Genomic DNA, 16,446 nt, shown 5'->3' with positions numbered 1-16,446 from the left:
GCTACAAAGCACGCTAGGTTTCATCCGAGGCTCGCAAGGTGCTGGGCCCGTTCCGGGAAGGCCGAGCTCAACCCTTTCACTTGCTCGCTATTCCTGAACTTCGTGAGACCTACGAAAAAAACTGTGCGGCCGTCGGTTTTGACCAAGTTCCCGTTGCATCGGTCGACGAATTCCAGGTCAACGGCATCACGGCCCGATACTACGAACCCCGCACCGATGCCTCGGCAGCGAGTCCGGTAGCGCTCTTCGCCCACGGCGGGGGCTGGGTCATGGGTAGCCTCGACACCCACGACGGCTTGCGCCGGCAACTGGCGGTCCGGACCGGTTACCCTGTCATCGCGGTGGATTACCGTCGGGCACCAGAGCACAAATTCCCGGCCGCGTTCAACGATGTGGTGACCGTCTGTGAGTGGGTCCGAGAGGCTGGAGCACTACCTTTTGACCCCGTGGCATCTTCACCGAAGGCCTCCCCCTGGTCGATGACACAATGGACTGGTTTGTCTCCCACTACATCAGCGACCCCGACATCACATCTCATCCACGGCTGAGCCCCCTGCACGCAGAGATTGGGCCCCACTGTTGCCCGGCAGTTATCGTTTCGACTGACTTGGATCCTCTCGTCGCCGATGGCGTCACCTACGCTCACTCTCTGGTCCAGGCTGGGGTCGATGTGCAATTCCGCACCTACACGGGGTCCCCCCACGGGATCTTCACCTCCGGGAGCAAATATCCCGTGGCTGATGAAGTGCTGGACGACGCTTGCCTGTTTATCCAGCGGGTGACGCACCCGCTGGAGTGCCAGGAACCGAACCCCGACCACGCATGACATCACGTGACCTATCGAATTGACCCCACAGGCTTCAATGCCTAAGCTAAAGATCATTGAGACAACGTGAATCACGAGTTTCCATCGTTGACAGCCCTGGCTGATGGAACGGCAACCCTCTTCGCGAGTAGTGGGGTGCTCCAGGTGACGATTCGGTCCTGTGGATACCCCACAGTGGCAAGTACCGCGTCCGAGTTTAGCTCATCTTCGGGGAATTCGGGGCGCACACAAAACACAGAGAGTTTGTGATGACCGCGACCAGCTTTGACGTATTTTCGGAGTTACGTGCCGACCTCACTCAGGACATCTCACCTCACAATTTGCGTCACGCCCTGGAACAGTACCCCACCGGCGTCGTGGCGTTAGCCGGATACGCTCAAGGGGTTAAAGAAGGTTTGGTGGCCACCTCCTTCACCGTCGGTGTCTCCGTGGAACCGCCTCTGGTGTCTTTTGCCATTCAGAACCACTCCCGCACCTGGCCCCGGATGCGGGAAGCCGATCACATCGGTGTCTCCATCATGGGGTCACGCCAATCTCACATCTGCGCCCAGCTGGCTTCACGCAGTAAGGACCGGTTTGCCGGATTGGACTTGCGCTATTCCGAACGCGGTTCTATTTTCCTTCAGGGAGCCGCCCAGTGGTTGGACACCTCCGTCTACGCCGAATTGCCAGCTGGCGACCACCACATTGTCCTTCTCGAAGTCCACGGTCTGGCCTCCAGCACCGAGCAAACCTCACCGCTGGTGCGACACCGCCGAGCTTTCCGAGATCTGAAGACTGCCGAAGGCAATGAGTAACTCCACTGCCACTGGTCATCCCTCAGCGGTGCGCATCGACGTCTGGCTCTGGTCGGTGCGGATGTATAAAACTCGTTCGGCAGCCACCGCAGCATGCAAAGGCGGGCACGTGAAAATTGACGGTGAATCCGTCAAACCCTCCCAAAAAGTCCACGTCGGCGATACCGTGAGCTTCCGTCAACCCGGTCGCGAACGCATTCTCGAAGTCACCGGTTTGCTCTCCCGACGCGTTGGGGCCCCGGTGGCCGTCCAGCACTATGTTGACCACTCTCCAGAACCCATACCGCGACACTTACTTGCCGTACCCTATCGCGAACGCGGAACCGGGCGGCCGACCAAGAAAGAACGTCGCCAACTAGATAAGTTACGTGGCTATAGCTCCCGCTAATCACACCAATACTGGCTCACATTCTGGCTAGAATAGTCCCTGAATTGACGTCGTGCAGATCCGTGACGTCTGGAGACAACGCTGCGGCACGCAGCAGGGAGTGAGTACTCGGCCATGCCTCAAGGCACTGTTCGTTGGTTCAACGCCGAAAAGGGCTATGGTTTTATTACCTCCGACCAAAACGATGACGTGTTCGTACACTATAAATTTATTGACCATGAAGGATTCAAGAAACTTCTTGAAGGTCAACGCGTAGAATTTGATCTTGAACCCTCCGACCGAGGGCTTCAAGCACGACAAGTCCGCGCACTATCCGGAATGCCATAAGAACTTAGCCAGCAGACCTACCGGGTCACACCGATTCGAGAGCCCCCAAGGAGTGAGAATGCGCACGGTGAAATCGTCGTGGCGTCTCGTTGCGCTCACGCCACTCTGCCTCGCCTCCCTCGTTGCTCCCCTCACGCTCACGACGCTTCCAGCCACCTCTGCGCCCGCCGAGACACCCGGTGCCACACAGCAACCCAGCACCCCCAGTGGCGAGCCCCATCTGCAGCCCGGGACACGCTCGCCGACCACCGAGCTGGTCGATGACTCTGCCTCACCGACAGAGCAGTCCTCACCCAATGAGCCGTCCTCTCCCACGAGCGAGCAGAGCAGTCGCGAACCCACCGAATCATCCTCAGCTGATCCCGACGACAAGATCACGTGTCAGTCGACCTCGACCACTAAGGCCCCGGTCACGATTACCTTCACCGGACTGGCTAAGGGAGACGAGATCAGCCAAGCTCCACCCACTATCACCGGGACGGTACGGATCACTGAACCCCGTGTGGTCTACTGGCCCAAACGCGGTGACCTCCGCCAGGAAGAGCTCAATCTGCAGGTCACCCGCGACGACGAGGTTATCACCACGTGTTCGGTCACCGTGGGCCCCTTCGATCCGTCCGACAGTCAGTCGCCAAGTGCTACGTCGCCTCCCTCCCCCAGCCAGGACCCTTCCCCCACTTCCAGTCCCGGACCAGGAACCAGGCCGAGTGATTCTGGAGGACAGCAACCTGATGCTCCTAACACCCCGAGACCGGGCCAACCCGACCAACCGGAAGAACCCGCGCAACCGGAACAACCACCACAACCTGGAGAACCGCACCAACCAGGTCAACCCCAGCAACCGGGCGGGCCCCCTCAGCCCGGCGCCGAGCAACCAGACGGCTCGGGTGGGGCCCGCGACACGGGTGGCGGTGAGCCCGACATCAAGCAGACTCCGAGCCCCGAGGACGTCCCGGAGGGGAGGGGTTATGTCGCCTCCGGACCCACCGGAGTCATCCACGATGCCTTTGGCCTCGGATCGGATCAGGGCGCAGCCTTACGACGCCCGCCACAGGGCGCCTATGTCGAGCCCTCTGAGCAACGCTCGACAGCGCCGGCGATGTCCTGGGACGAGATTGAGAACTCCGTCGAAGAACGTGAACAAAAGCAATTGAACGAACAGGCTGAGCAGAGCGAAGAAACAGTCCCGCTGACCCGTCAGAACTCACAGACCTGGGTCTGGATCGTACTGACCCTGGGGCTACTGGTCGTGGCCTCAACGGTGGTCTACTTCGTGATAGCCTCCCGCCACCGCGACCACGGTCCCGGCAATGAAACCCAGGCTACGTAACAGCCTGGAGCACACTCGTTAGTTATTGCGGTCGCATTCATCGGGATCTGGTCCCCATCGCCTCAATCCCAGTCGTTCGGTAGCGGAGACCAGCAAGAGCGCACTGGCGCACCAGATCCCACCGGCCGGACCCCAGGGAGTCGCCACCAGCCCGGCCACCAGCGGGATGAGGACTTGTCCAACACGGTTACCCACCAGCCGCAGGGCCAGGGCCGGCGAGCGCCAGTTGAGTGGTACCGCCTGGGAGATCTGGGTCATGGTCAACGGTTGGCCCAAGCCCAAGAAGACCCCGCCGATACTGATCAGCACGCCCGCGGCTACAATGCCTACCGCAGTATCGTTCAGCACCACCGGCACTAAGGCTACGGCGATCCCGGAGATCCCCACCGCGCCAATCAGCACCGTATTGCGGTAGACGTGACGGGTGACGATGGGCAGGAACACTCGGGAGATCACCGAGGCTAGCCCCCGAGCTGACAACAGCGCCCCGATAACCAGCGGCGAGACGCCGAGGCTTTCGCCGACCAGTGGCATAAACGCCACGAGAATGTCGATCATCGCCAGCATGGCCAGGGCAGCGAACATGTTCGAGGCGATGCCTGGGACCCGAAGAATCCGTAGCGCCGTGGGTTTGGTGCCTGAGATCGGCAGGCTCCCAGTTTGGGTGCGCTGGTCGCCCTCGTTGCGGGGTCTGGCTACGGAGTCCTGGTCGGACGAGGAACCACGTAGGCCGAACAGTAGGGGAACGGCCCCGAAGCATAGCAGGGAGCCGACCCACAGAGCGGTGGTGATCTCGGAGGCTTCAGCCCGAGATCCCAGGATGAGCCCCGACAGGAACGGCCCGAGCATTTGCCCGGCCGAGAAAGCGGCGGTAAACAGTCCGAACCCTAAATCCATGACGGTGGCCGAGGATCGGCGCGAGACCACTGATTGGCCGGCGAGGGTGAACATCAGGTGGCCCACCCCCAGCAATACTGAGCCGGCGAAGACCCCGATCAACTCGGTGGCTGATCCCAGCACGGCCCCGCCGGCGCCCAGCAGCACCGTGCCACAGATCATGATCCAACGGATATCGCCGATAACGCTGGTGGCTCGGCCCAGTGGCATGGCGAGCACGAGGGGCAAGATGGCGTAGACGGCGGTGGTGGCCCCGATCTCGGTTTCACCGTATCCGAAAGAGAGCAGCTGATAGCTGGTCACCGGACGCAACAGTTGCACCCCGGTCTGGGTGAGCACCGCCGCAACGACCAACACCCACAACCAACCGGGAGCGGAGCGTGGCCGGTCAGCGGGGCGGGGGACGGAACGGGGCATGGTGTTTAGTCTAGGACGAAGACTCACAAGGCTCACCCTGTCCGGTGGTGGTGGGGTGAGCGATCATTTGGGTGGGCCTACCAGGACCGTGACGATCAGCGGTATCCACCAGCCGAGTGCGGCGGTTGCTACCACCAGAGCTCGTTCGGAGCCGAGGAAGATCAGCCTCATCTGGGCACAGCCGGACCAGCGGTGAGCCAGCTGTCCTAGATTCCAGCGCCCAGAGCGTAGAGATCCCGTCGTTGCAAAGTGGTGTGAGTTCAAACGCAACCGGGAGGATCGCCCCGTGGTCTTTTAGTCGTTCGATGTGCCGGGGACCGAGGTCGCTGCGGCAGCCTTCGTTTCCGTCGGTTGCGTGGGCGTGGGGCGCTCGGCGGGCGGGGTGGTGGGCCGGGATGTCGGGGTCGACCGGGAGGGCCGGGGAGACGGGGCCGAGGACGAACGACTCGGGGTGCTCTGTGGTCGGCTCGGCGATTGCGAGCGCGAGGGGGCCTGCGTCCGAGACGGTGCCTGTGAACGCGAGGATCCGCGCGAGGGTGCGGAGGACCGAGACGGTGCAGAAGAGCGAGACTCCCGGGGGGTCGAACTCGGTGCGGCGCTCGGTGACGGTGAAGCGGATTCCGATGGGGAGGCGGACTCGCTGGGTTCCTCCGACGGGGAGGCGGACTCAGTGGGTTCGTCCACCTCGTAGAGTCGGCGCAGTTCTTCTTCGGTCATCGCCCGTGGCTGGTTTGGCACGGCCGGCAGGTAGTCGGCCGGATCGACCCAGCGACCGTTGACGATGACTTCGAAGTGCACGTGGGGGCCGGTCGAGTTTCCGGTGGACCCGGCGGCTGCGATCAGCTCGCCGCGGGAGACCCGATCGCCGACGCGCACGGCCAGCTGGGAGTTGTGCGAGTAGGCGGTGGCCACACCGTGACCGTGGTCGATTTCCACGCGCATCCCGCCGGTGGGGTGCCAGCCGGCGAAGCGCACCGTACCGTCCGCCGAGGCCCGTACCGGGGTGCCAGACGGCACCGGGTAGTCCTGGCCGATGTGGAATTGGAAGCCGGGGCCGGTGGGGTTCTTCCGCATGCCGAACGGTGAGGAGATGCGGGTGGAGGCCACCGGATGAGAGAGTTTGATATCGCCGGGTAAGGATTTGATGCCACCGGCTCCGGCCTGCTGGATATTGATGCCGGCAGCGCTGAGGGTGGCTTCATCGTAGGCCGGTCCGCCCAGTGGAGATAGCCCCAGTCGCATGGAGGCCAGAGTGGCCCCCATCTCGACCGAAACGTGGGTGGAGGCCAGTGGCAGAGCCGTATCGATCGTTGAGACGGTGCGTTGAGCATCGCCGTCGGCTTTGGCCGAGGTGGCCGGGGGATCGGCGATTACGCTGTAGCTGATCGCCACCGCTGAGGCGAGGGTTGCGGCCACCACCGCTACCGGCCGCTTCCAACGGTTCGTCGCTGCTACCCGTTGTTGACGACGGGCTTCTGCCCGTGTTGTTGGCGCATTTTCCACGACGGCGACCTCGCTGTTGCAATATTCAAAGGTGTGAGTAACCGGTGATGCCTAGCTCAACATACGAGGGTTAGCGTATGAATAACGTGAGGTGTCTTGCCGGTAACGTTGCTCCGTTGCGGTGCGGGTCGCGTCAGTTCTCCCGCACTTCACGACTGCTCAGAGACGATTTTTCGTGCACAAATGGCATCATTTCCAGCCGGGATGCACTCACGACAGGACGGTGCACCAGCGTCACCGGGGCTTCGGCACCGCGGGCGTGCAGGATTGCGCTGGCAAGCTGGTTTCCGTGGGCTTGGGCCTCGGGGGTGGAGTGATCGGTAATCAGGCGAATCCGGGGTTCGGCAGTGATCTGGGGAATCAAACGTCCGCTGGCGGTGGCCCGTTCGGGTGCGGGCTGTTTTTGGAGGCTACGCCGGAAGCTACTGGCGTCTTCGCACCGGTAGGTCACGGTGGAATCCAGGTCCAACAGCTGGCGCAACTGCTCGGGTAGGTCGTGGGGCACTGAGACGGTCATGGTGGCACCGATCGCTAACCCTGCAGCGACCACGCGGAGCAGGTGTTGCAGCGGTCCGGTTTCCCAGCGGATGGTCACCGGTGTGGGTTCGGCCCAGGCTTCGACGATGATCCTGCGCTGTCGTGGGAGCCCGGCCGGGGAGGCTACCTGGTGGGTGCCCAGCAGTGTTTTTAGCTCGCGGGCATCCGAGCGGGCTGCTTCACTGACCCAGTCGCTAGCCACACCATCGGCTTCGGCCGCGGCCAAGAGGCGTTGCACCGCGGTGGGTAGACCTGCCAGTGCGCTGACCAAAGCGGAGGGTTGAGATTGTGGGGTGGTGCGGGCAGCGTCGTGCCACGTCATGAACTGGTTGAGCCAGGAGCGGGCGCCCAGGGCCCCCAACATCCCGGAGGCGGAGTGCTTCACCCCAGTCAGCCCGAGGATTCCAGGGCGGATGCGGTTGATGGGCGCGTTGTAGAAGTGGATGGGAGCATGAATCTTCTCCCGAAAAACCCGTTGAGAGTGCTCATCGGCGGTGTGGATGCCAGCACTGAGACCGTAGGGAGTCATGTTGATGATCTCGATAGCGTCTTCCACAGTGTCGGCCTCCATAATTGACAGTACCGGACCACGGTATTCGCTGATGTGGGCATCCGAGCCCACCCGCACTCCGGCTCGCAGTCCCGGCGAGTAGAGCCGACCGGTGCTGTCCTGCTCGGCTGGGGCCAGCCACCAGGATTCTCCGGGCCCTAATTCGCGCAATCCGCGGTTGAGGGGTGTGGCCGGTGGTTCCACGAGTCGCCCGAGGTGAACCCGCGGATCGGTAGGGTATCCGATTTCGAGGGATTCGGTGGCATCGACCAGCTGGTTTTTGAATCGTGCGGAGCCGGTCATGGAACCAACCAGCACCACGAGCGAACACGACGCTGGAGTCTGTCCGGCGGTGGTGAAGGCCGAGGTGACCACATCGGCCACCGCCTGGTCAATATCGGCGGTGGGGGTAATGATCATGGCGTTTTTCGATGAGAACCCGGAGATCAAGGGCATATCGGGTTTCATGATCCGCAATCGGTGGGCTGCGGTATCGGGCCCGAAGTGCACGACCGTGGCCCACCGCGGGTCGGTACAGAGCACTCGACCCAAAAAGTCCTCGTCGCCGGCCCGGACCACCGCGAAATCGACGAGACGCTCGGCCAGGGTGCGCTGTAGGATGTCCACGCTCACCGCGGTGGTGCGAGCCGTGAGCGGGTCGGGCGAGATGACACAGCCTCCGCCGGTGAGATAGATTGCCGTCACCACGCCGAAGACTTCGACCAGCGGATGGGATCGGCCACTGAGAAGCAAGGTCGGGGTGGCCGCAACAGGGCGGGCACCGCGTAGCGCGGGTAACTGTTGGGCAACGGTCTGGTTCCACCGGACCGCATCGATGGCGTCACCGTATTCTTCCACCGCGTCGGTCAGGGTTCGTCCGGTTTCCGAACATAGCACCTCCAGCAATTGATCGCGCTGGGTATCCATGGTCGCGATGAGCTCATCGACAACAGCCACTCGCTCCGAGAGATGGGAGAGGACATCCGGTTCGGGGTGCTGATCTTGCTGATCTGGTCGCTGTGCTGCAACAGCCCGATCCACGACGGCACGCACATCATCTGGCGTATTCAGCGTGTGTGCCGTTACCGATGGTGTCCCGAGCTGAGAGTCGGGCAGGCAGGCAAGGATCTGTCGTCCGGCGCGTAACTGCTGCAGAGAATCCTGATGGGGGTACACCGGCCGGGTCTGGAATCCGAAATAGGGCCCGTTCAAGGGCTGTTGGTCCAGGCCCGCAGCCACGTCACCGTGCAGGAGGCGGTGGTACAGGGCCCGGATAATCAGCCGGGTATCGGTCTGCCACACCAGCAGACCATAGCGCCGTACCCGGTGGTGTTCGGCCTGTAAGTGCTCGACTAGTTCAGCGGGTACACCTCGCATCAGCTCGGTAGTCACCGATCCACCGGGGTACAGGTGTGCTTCGAGGTCGTAGAGTTCAGCCAGCCGGTGCAGTTGCTGGGTATCCCAGGGGTTGACCACCCGGATCCGCAGATCTGCCCGCTCCATGATCTCAGGGGTCATGACGTGCTGAATCCAAGCCGACCAGAGGACATATGACTGCTGGGCGCCGCTCAGCGCGCGGTGGTCGGCGGTGTTGAGCCGGATGACTGCCCGGTGGCCGGTGGCGGTATAGACCCGCTGGAGAACCGTGGCGAAGCGCTGATGTAGCTCGGTCAGCTGTGTCGAGCTGGTGGTATCAAAGGGCGTGGGCAGATCGAGGCCGAGCACTAGTCCGCGCAGTTCTTGGCGTTCGCACAGGTTCAGCACCAGGTGCTCGAGCACCGTGAGCTGGCAGTCGTACTGGATCTTGAGGAAGACCGCCCGCGGTTCCCAGGTGTCGTCGGGGTGCTCTGAGGCCTCGGCCCGGTTCGTGCTGGCCAGTAACTCCAGCAGTGGTCCCAGCACCGTTTCCAGGTCGCGGATGGTTTCTTTGAACGCCCAGTGCGGGGCCGGAGCTAAGACCTCGGCCAACGGGACGGTAACCGAGCCCCACGCCGGTCGGTCCAGCAGCACCCGCAGACGTTCCACGCGTTTGGCAGCCTGCGACCGGCCGAGCACGCTAGCTTCCATAATCTGCAGGTCGGCACCGGGGGTCGGCTCGGTCTGCGGGGTATCAATGACAGCATCCAGTCCTTCGGCCATCACGTTGATGATCTGGTTGCGAGCATAGCCGGGTGCGCGCCGGGCAAAGCGGGCGGCTGTTTTCAGTGCCGCCTCGACGTTTTCGGGCCACCCCTGGCGTGGGCGAGACCTCAGTTCGGTGATGGCGTCGACGGTTTCACCCGGGTCATCGGGGCGGATCACACGATGGAGGAGTTCGCTAAAAACCTCGCGGTCGGTATCGGTTGCTAAGGTTTGCAGAATCGTCGGCAGGGGCTGTTGGGTGGTTTGCGCCAGGGACTGAGCCCAGGCCTGGACCGACTCGTCCGTGATGGGATCCTGTGATGGGCTCACCTGTGCACCGTCCCTTTCTCACCGTGTGTCTTGTTTCATTCTCAACAACTCCTCGGCAAACCTCAAGATCGCTCGGTACGGCTCAGCCGACGAATTCGATGACCGCGACACCGCTGAGCATCACCACTAAGGTCAACAGTTGTGCGGGCACGAAAGGCTTCTTGGCCGCGTGGAAGAGACCGAAGGAGTCGATGATCAGTGAGCCGATCAACATGCCGGTTTGCAAGAGAATCATCGTAGCCCCAGCACCGAGTAGCGGCACCAGCACCGCGGTGGTGTAGATATAGATGGCCCCAATCAGACCTCCGATCCAGATCCACCAGGGGTTGCCCTTGCCGGTGGGGTCGGTGAGTTGCAGTCGCGGGCGCAAAATGATCAGCAAGATCAACAACCCGACGAATCCGACGGTGAAAGAAATCAGCGCAGATTTCACCGGCGACCCCAGCACCTCACCCAAGGTGCCGTTGACCGCGGCCTGAAAAGCGTAGAGCAACCCGATGCCCAGACCGGCCAACAATAGCAACACCTGTCTGGTGCTCTGACCGGCCATCGGATCGTCATCGGCCATCCGTTGCAGGTTGCGTTGCAACCTCAGACTAGCCCGGTTGCCCAGATATACCGTGGCGATGGCGCCAACCAGTACCAGAACCATTCCCACCACGCGCAGCGGGGTCAGCCGGTGGTGGGGTGCGTTAAAGAGTTGAAAGTGATCAACGAGCGCGGCGGTGAGAATCTGACCCACCAACAGCGAAACCGTGGTGAGCATCGCCCCGAGGTGCGGGATCAACAACACGATAGACGTCATGCCCACCATGCCGAAGGCACCGCCCAGCCAGATCCACCACGGATGTTGAGTTGCTACCCCGACGAGATCGAATCCGATACCGCCATCGGCAATCAATGCCAGGATCGCGAGCCCGGCTGTCCCGACGCCAAAGGAGATCGTCGACATCACCCATGGCGATTGGACCGCAACGCGCAACCTGGCGTTGATGGCGGCCTGTGCTGGCATAATGCATCCCACGAGCAGGCCCAGCAGTATTGTCATTATTCCTCTCTTCTATTGTGACTTCTCTGGTGTTTTCTGTTGTGTGTGGTGTGCCTTATCTCTGGTGCGCGCTGTGAGGTCGAATGATCAGCAACGATTGAGCGTTGCACACTCACCAGGTGTACACGCAGTGAAAGTAGCCCGAGATGACTTAGATTAGCTAGTCTAGAACGGCCGGGTGTCGTGAGATTAGCCCCGAGGTCACGAGACGTGAAACAGCCCCGGCACGGGTGTGAATAAAACCCCGTATGATGGTGGACATCGGGCCATTTTTCGACGGCGACAAGGTGGGTGATGATGCAGTCCGCGCAGCGTACAAGCGCGTGGGAACTTGTTCCTGAATCAGATCCGGTTGAACGCGTCTGGATGGCTTTCCCACCCTTGAACTCCCTGAATGCCACCACCAGCTGGCAATTGTCGTCATCCCGTCGGCTCTGGTCCCGGGTCGCTGAGACAATTCACCGCACCGTTCCGGTGGCGATGTTGGTGGATCCCGCCGACGGGGAGACCGTTGATACGTATCTGTTGCGTGAGATTCCTCGCCTGCACGTGCCACTAAATAACGCACTTTTGGGTCGAACCGGCCCCAGTTTTGTCGTCTCCGATCCCCCCACTCCGCGCCGGTCCGGACGTCCCGGACGCAAACGGGTCACCATGATTGACTGGACCTTCAACGGCTTCGGTCGCGCCCCCGGGGTGGAATACCGGCTCGATGATATTGCTCCGGGCACCATGGCCGAAAAACTTGGACGCAGCGGGAAGAACTTCCCCCGTCAGCTGTCGCTAATGGTCGCCGAAGGTGGCTCCTGGGTTAGTGATGGCGCAGGTACCGCCATCGCCTCCGAACAACTGCTCACCGACCAGCGACGTAACCCCGGTTGGAATCACGACACCGTAGAACGCGAATTGCACCGGCTGGCCGGGATCAACAAAGTCATGTGGATCCCGCAGGGCCTCACCCGCGGTTCTGGCCGGGGGCGTACCGGCGGACATATTGACCACCTGGTGAACTTCATTGAGCCCGGCACCGTGGTGTTGCACCAGCAAAACGACCCCTCCCATCCCGACCACCGCATCAGTGCAGAGACCGAGGCCCTGCTGTCCCAGCAAACTGATGCCTCCGGCCGTCGGCTCTCGATTATCCCCATCTCGGCTCCACAGACCCATTCGGACGCCCTGGGGCCGGTGAACTGGTCCTACTTGGATTTCCGGGTGCTCAACGAGCTCTTGCTGGTTCCGCGTTTCATCGACCCTGCCGACCACGAAGCCTTCGAGATCCTCGGTGAGCTGTTCCCCGAGCGGGCGCTGACCCCGATCATGGCCCAAGAGCTCTTCGACCGACGGGCCAGCCTGCGTGCCATCACCCTCCCCCAGCCTCGGCCCGGCATCGCCCAGACCGTGCGCTAACCGTCGAGCCCCGTCCCCGGAATCCTGAGCAATACCGTGTCCTCAGCACCCTCAATGACGACCACCCAGAAACAACTTCTGGCGGTGGTGATGGTGCCAATGTTTATGTCTCTGCTGGCGGTCTCCAGCATCAACGTCGTTCTCCCTTCCCTGTCGACCACCCTGGATGCCACCACCTCCCAGATTCAGTGGGTACTCTCCGGCTACACGCTGGCCTTTGGTATCACCCTGGTCGCCGGCGGACGGGCCGGAGACATCTACGGACGGGGCAAACTCTTCGTCGCCGGAGTCTTTCTGTTCGGCGTCGGCTCTCTGCTCTCGGCCCTAGCACCGACCGGGCTGGTGCTAGACGCCGCCCGCGTGCTCACCGGAATCGGCTCCGGTCTGCTCAACCCCCAAACCATGGGCTTTATTCAGCAATACTTCCGTGGCCAACAACGCGCCCGAGCTTTTGCGATCTCCGGCAGTCTGATCTCGGTCTCGGTGGCCATTGGCCCGGTCCTGGGCGGCACCCTGATCAGCCTGGCCGGACCCGAATGGGGCTGGCGCTGGAACTTCCTCGTCAATGTCCCTATCGCCATCTTTGCCGTGATCTTTGCCCGCTGGTGGTTTCCCGCCTCGGCCTGGCAGCGGCCCGGCAGCACCGCAGATGTCGCCCCACGCGCCCACCCCGACCTTGACCCGGTCGGGATGATCACCCTGGCAGTTGCGGTGTTGTTGATCATGTTGGCCTTCATCGAACTCACCGAAGGCTGGTGGGTGGTGCTGATCCTCGTCGCCGGTCTGCTGGCCTTCATCGGCTGGCTGGGTTGGGAACACCATTACCGCCGGGCCGGCCATGACCCGATGGTCAACCTCGACCTGTTTCGCATCCGTGGCTATCGCAACGGCGCGTTACTGATCGGACTGTACTTCACCGGCTCCACCTCGATCTTCGTCAGCGTGGCGATGTACCTGCAGGCCGGGATGGATTTCTCCGCGCTGGCTGCCTCACTGATCGGTCTGCCGTCGGCACTGATCGGCGCCTTCTCGGCACAGCTGGGTGGCAAACTCGTGTTGAACGTCGGCCGCAAACTGGTCGCGATCGGGATGGGGATTGTCATGGTCTCGATGGCACTCACTGCCGGTGTGGTCGCCGGTCACCTGGTCTGGGGCCTGAGCCCGTGGTGGATGATGCTGGCGCTGACCATCAGCGGGATGGGACAAGGCCTGGTGGTCTCCCCCAATCAAACCCTGACCCTGATGGATGTGCCGGTCCAGAATTCTGGGGCGGCGGCCGGGGTGATGCAGACCGGCCAACGCATTGGCACCGCGATGGGTACTGCGCTGATCACCACCATCTTGTTTGAGCTCTCCTCAGCAGCCAACTGGGACGTGGCTTTTATGACCGCCCTGGCAGTGATTGTCTTCTGCATGGCCGGCGCCAGTATGGTCGCCCTGCTCGATCATCGCCGGGCACTGCAGGAAAGAGCCCCGGCCGACGACAGCCCCTCACCCCGGTAGCACGCCGAGCTGACAGGCGGTCTCGCTCACATTTTTTGGAGTCTGTCCACCGCACGACGTAGCCTAAAAATGCTGAACCGCTGGGGCATGCGTGCATGCCGTGATTGTCCTCGGAGATCGCTGTGAGCTCGAAGAAGAAAGACCTGAAGAAAAAACTCAAGGCTGCCGAACGCGAGCTGAAACAACAGAAGAAAGCCACCAAAGAATCCCAGCGCGAGCTGAAAGACCAGCTCGCACACGCTGAGGAGACCTCACAGCAGTTGGCACAGCGTCCCCGTGCACAGGCCAAGGTCAAGATCCCACAACGCCACCACCAGATGCGCGCTGAATCTATCACCCCGATCTCGGCGACCCTCATCTCCGTGGTGCTGACCCCAGCAACCGACAACATCCGGCCGGTCAGTGAAGATCTCGTCGAAGAGTACGTGCGCGTTCTCATCCCACCCCATGACGTGGACGGAAGCGTCAAGACCCCCAGCACGGTGCGGGAAACCGACAAGGGCGTCTTGCCGTTCTGGGATGAGGCCAAGCCGGCCTCCCGCAAGTACAGTGTGCGACGGTTTTGGCCCGAGACCGGCGCGATCGAGCTCTACGTCACCCGCCACCAACGTGGGCCGGGTACCGAATGGGCCGAGGACCTCCAGCCCGGCGACACCGTGTGGATTCAGGGTGTGAAGTCCGGGCTGAAGATCTCCAACGACTACGACTTCTACCTGATGATCACCGATGACTCCGGGCTGGGCTCCACCTTGCGCTGGATCGATGTGCTCCCGCCCAACGCCCAGGGCGCGCTGTTTGTGCTCACCAGTGGCCCGGATGCAGTGTTCGAACTGGATTTGCCGGCCGGTTTCTCCATCACCTGGGCCTACCCGGCACGCCCGGACGAGGCGCTAGAAGCACCCGAAAATAATGAGGCGCTCAACGAGCTGGTCGATAAGGTCACTTCGCTACCCCGCCCGCAGGGCTACGTGTTCGGCTGGTTGGTCGGTGAATCCTCACTGGTGCGGCCGTTGCGGGAGTTCATCCGCTCCGGCTGGGAGCTGTCCAAGGCCGACAGCTACGTGCACGGATACTGGAAGGCCAAGGGCGAACCGCCTTACCGGCTGGTCGCCGACTACTCCAGGCTGTCCAAGGCGGAGCTCTATGTCTACGCCCAACAGCGTGACCTGCCGCAACGCTCAGCACTGAATAAGGCACAGCTGATCGAGGCGTTGCGGGCAGATCAACGCGGTCAGGATCCGACTGAGGTTCAGCAGGCCGATCCGTCGGATGCTGCCGGGGACGACCACGCGGTCAGTGGCAACTAGCCAACAAACAGATCCGCCAGCTGGTAGATCGCCAATCCGGTGACCACCAGCAAGGTAACAAAGCCCAGGATGTTGGCGACCACACCATTACGGTGAGTGCCCAATGCGCGGGCCTTATTCATGGTGTAGAGCAAGAAGCCGGCGATAATCGGCAAGATCAGCCCATTGGCAGCTTGGGCCACAACAATCACCGTCACCGGATTGACCCCGGTGACTGCAATGATGATGCCGATCACGACCACGCCCAGCGCGATCAGCCGGAAGGGCCAGGAGCTCATGTCGGCTTTCCAGCCGACAATCCCGCAAATCGCGTAGGCAGCACCCAGTGGCCCGGCCAGCGCGGAGGTCAAACCGGCAGCGAAGAGCCCAACGACAAATACCCAGTGGGCAGCCGGCCCGAGGAGGGGCTCAAGCTGGGTGGCCATATCGGCAGCTGATTGGGCGCTGATACCGTGCACGAACAGCGTTCCGGCCGAGGTGGCCAGCACGGCCAAGGTGATCAAACCACCAATCGAGATCGACACGGCGTTATCAACTTTGGCTTCTTTCAGCGACTGCTCACGGTCGGGTTCATGACCCCACTTTTCCTGGACCAGTGAGGAGTGGAGGAAGACGTTATAAGGCACCACAGTGGTACCGATCAAGGCAATAGCGGTCAGCGCGGATCCGGCCGGCAAGCTGGGTGCGAAAACGCCCGACAGGAAGGCCCCAAAGTCTGGGCGCACCACGATCACGGTGAGGAAAAAGACCAGTGCCATGATGATCACCAGCACGGTCATCACCCGCTCAACTACCTTGTAGCTACCGGTCAGCAACAACAGGAGCAAGATGCCACCGACAATGGCCGCCAAGACCGGCATCGGGAGCGGAATCAGCTGCCCCACCCACACCGATCGCCGCCACGACCAACACGATCATGAAGGTCTTGCTCAGCGGATGGGTAAAGGTCTCGCGCATGATTTCGGCAAGACCTTTATTGGTCATCACGCCCAAGCGGGCCGATAAAGGAGGCACTGATCAACAGACCGGGACCAAACCAACTTCGGCGACGAGGTTTCTTTTCTGGCGACGGTGCGCTCTGCTCGTTGTGCATCAGGCCCTACCTTCCGCAGGTATAAATTATTGAGACCTGCGTAACTCTAGACAGTGATGCACCTC

The 16,446-nt window shown here is 62.0% G+C and carries 15 protein-coding genes and 1 riboswitch; of the genes, 9 read left to right on the top strand and 6 right to left on the bottom strand.

All coding sequences use genetic code 11. The features are described from left to right. Positions 1-38: 38 nt before the first annotated feature. From DCC27_RS12740 to DCC27_RS11340, 6 genes are all read left to right on the top strand, one after another. A complete protein-coding gene (locus DCC27_RS12740) occupies positions 39-548 on the top strand; it encodes an alpha/beta hydrolase (protein ID WP_110098090.1) in 510 nt (169 codons plus the stop codon). Beyond that, the gene (locus DCC27_RS11360; RefSeq protein ID WP_110098091.1) at positions 488-826 is read left to right on the top strand and encodes an alpha/beta hydrolase fold domain-containing protein; all 339 of its coding nucleotides are present in this window, start codon (positions 488-490) and stop codon (positions 824-826) included. Before DCC27_RS12740 ends, DCC27_RS11360 begins: the two co-directional genes overlap by 61 nt. 69 nt (positions 827-895) lie before the next feature. Next, positions 896-1,016: riboswitch (SAM riboswitch) on the top strand. Between the two features lie 58 nt (positions 1,017-1,074). Next, entirely contained in the window at positions 1,075-1,623 is a 549-nt protein-coding gene (locus DCC27_RS11355; protein ID WP_110098092.1) for a flavin reductase family protein, read from the top strand. Further along, entirely contained in the window at positions 1,616-2,011 is a 396-nt protein-coding gene (locus DCC27_RS11350) for an RNA-binding S4 domain-containing protein (protein WP_110098093.1), read from the top strand. Before DCC27_RS11355 ends, DCC27_RS11350 begins: the two co-directional genes overlap by 8 nt. A 114-nt stretch (positions 2,012-2,125) precedes the next feature. Next, the gene (locus tag DCC27_RS11345) at positions 2,126-2,338 is read left to right on the top strand and encodes a cold-shock protein (protein ID WP_110100745.1); all 213 of its coding nucleotides are present in this window, start codon (positions 2,126-2,128) and stop codon (positions 2,336-2,338) included. 58 nt (positions 2,339-2,396) lie between these two features. Continuing rightward, positions 2,397-3,668, top strand: a complete 1,272-nt coding sequence (locus DCC27_RS11340; RefSeq protein ID WP_110110619.1) for a hypothetical protein — start codon at positions 2,397-2,399, stop codon at positions 3,666-3,668. A gap of 18 nt (positions 3,669-3,686) precedes the next feature. Here DCC27_RS11340 and DCC27_RS11335 read toward each other — a convergent pair whose 3' ends face one another. The 4 genes from DCC27_RS11335 to DCC27_RS11320 form a co-directional block, all read right to left on the bottom strand. Next, a complete protein-coding gene (locus tag DCC27_RS11335; RefSeq protein WP_110100747.1) occupies positions 3,687-4,982 on the bottom strand; it encodes an MFS transporter in 1,296 nt (431 codons plus the stop codon). Between the two features lie 294 nt (positions 4,983-5,276). After that, positions 5,277-6,485 (bottom strand): M23 family metallopeptidase, encoded by a 1,209-nt coding sequence (locus DCC27_RS11330; RefSeq protein ID WP_148707539.1) that lies wholly within the window; start codon positions 6,483-6,485, stop codon positions 5,277-5,279. Positions 6,486-6,618: 133 nt separating this feature from the next. Further along, on the bottom strand, positions 6,619-10,023 hold the full coding sequence (locus tag DCC27_RS11325) for an aldehyde dehydrogenase family protein (RefSeq protein WP_110110618.1): 3,405 nt from the start codon (positions 10,021-10,023) through the stop codon (positions 6,619-6,621). Between the two features lie 82 nt (positions 10,024-10,105). Further along, a complete protein-coding gene (locus tag DCC27_RS11320; RefSeq protein ID WP_110098100.1) occupies positions 10,106-11,071 on the bottom strand; it encodes a DMT family transporter in 966 nt (321 codons plus the stop codon). A 294-nt stretch (positions 11,072-11,365) separates the two neighbouring features. Between DCC27_RS11320 and DCC27_RS11315 the strand changes: the two genes are divergently transcribed. The 3 genes from DCC27_RS11315 (at position 11,366) to DCC27_RS11305 (ending at position 15,288) form a co-directional block, all read left to right on the top strand. Continuing rightward, on the top strand, positions 11,366-12,478 hold the full coding sequence (locus DCC27_RS11315) for an agmatine/peptidylarginine deiminase (protein ID WP_110098101.1): 1,113 nt from the start codon (positions 11,366-11,368) through the stop codon (positions 12,476-12,478). 54 nt (positions 12,479-12,532) lie between these two features. Then, entirely contained in the window at positions 12,533-13,981 is a 1,449-nt protein-coding gene (locus DCC27_RS11310) for an MFS transporter (RefSeq protein WP_110110617.1), read from the top strand. A 122-nt stretch (positions 13,982-14,103) separates the two neighbouring features. Then, positions 14,104-15,288, top strand: coding sequence for a siderophore-interacting protein (locus DCC27_RS11305; RefSeq protein ID WP_110110616.1), 1,185 nt, complete (start codon positions 14,104-14,106; stop codon positions 15,286-15,288). Here the strand turns inward: DCC27_RS11305 and DCC27_RS11300 are convergent. After that, positions 15,285-16,148 carry an Nramp family divalent metal transporter gene (locus tag DCC27_RS11300; RefSeq protein ID WP_246840098.1) on the bottom strand — a complete coding sequence of 288 codons (864 nt, stop codon included), beginning with the start codon at positions 16,146-16,148 and terminating at the stop codon, positions 15,285-15,287. The genes DCC27_RS11305 and DCC27_RS11300 overlap by 4 nt on opposite strands. Then, positions 16,090-16,302 carry a divalent metal cation transporter gene (locus DCC27_RS12590; RefSeq protein ID WP_246840097.1) on the bottom strand — a complete coding sequence of 71 codons (213 nt, stop codon included), beginning with the start codon at positions 16,300-16,302 and terminating at the stop codon, positions 16,090-16,092. Before DCC27_RS12590 ends, DCC27_RS11300 begins: the two co-directional genes overlap by 59 nt. Positions 16,303-16,446: the final 144 nt, after the last annotated feature.

This window comes from Auritidibacter sp. NML130574, assembly GCF_003185725.2.
Taxonomy (GTDB): domain Bacteria; phylum Actinomycetota; class Actinomycetes; order Actinomycetales; family Micrococcaceae; genus Auritidibacter; species Auritidibacter ignavus.
The sequence above is the reverse complement of the archived record's forward strand: the minus strand, read 5'-3'. Positions and strand labels throughout refer to the sequence as shown.

What these genes read in the sequence shown, in the direction of transcription:
- DCC27_RS11335 (WP_110100747.1), bottom strand. Translation starts at nt 4,982, where the DNA reads ATGCCCCGTTCCGTCCCCCGCCCCGCTGACCGGCCACGCTCCGCTCCC.
- DCC27_RS11310 (WP_110110617.1), top strand. Translation starts at nt 12,533, where the DNA reads ATGACGACCACCCAGAAACAACTTCTGGCGGTGGTGATGGTGCCAATG.
- DCC27_RS11315 (WP_110098101.1), top strand. Translation starts at nt 11,366, where the DNA reads ATGATGCAGTCCGCGCAGCGTACAAGCGCGTGGGAACTTGTTCCTGAA.
- DCC27_RS11320 (WP_110098100.1), bottom strand. Translation starts at nt 11,071, where the DNA reads ATGACAATACTGCTGGGCCTGCTCGTGGGATGCATTATGCCAGCACAG.
- DCC27_RS11355 (WP_110098092.1), top strand. Translation starts at nt 1,075, where the DNA reads ATGACCGCGACCAGCTTTGACGTATTTTCGGAGTTACGTGCCGACCTC.
- DCC27_RS11360 (WP_110098091.1), top strand. Translation starts at nt 488, where the DNA reads ATGGACTGGTTTGTCTCCCACTACATCAGCGACCCCGACATCACATCT.
- DCC27_RS11300 (WP_246840098.1), bottom strand. Translation starts at nt 16,148, where the DNA reads ATGCCGGTCTTGGCGGCCATTGTCGGTGGCATCTTGCTCCTGTTGTTG.
- DCC27_RS11340 (WP_110110619.1), top strand. Translation starts at nt 2,397, where the DNA reads ATGCGCACGGTGAAATCGTCGTGGCGTCTCGTTGCGCTCACGCCACTC.
- DCC27_RS11345 (WP_110100745.1), top strand. Translation starts at nt 2,126, where the DNA reads ATGCCTCAAGGCACTGTTCGTTGGTTCAACGCCGAAAAGGGCTATGGT.
- DCC27_RS11350 (WP_110098093.1), top strand. Translation starts at nt 1,616, where the DNA reads ATGAGTAACTCCACTGCCACTGGTCATCCCTCAGCGGTGCGCATCGAC.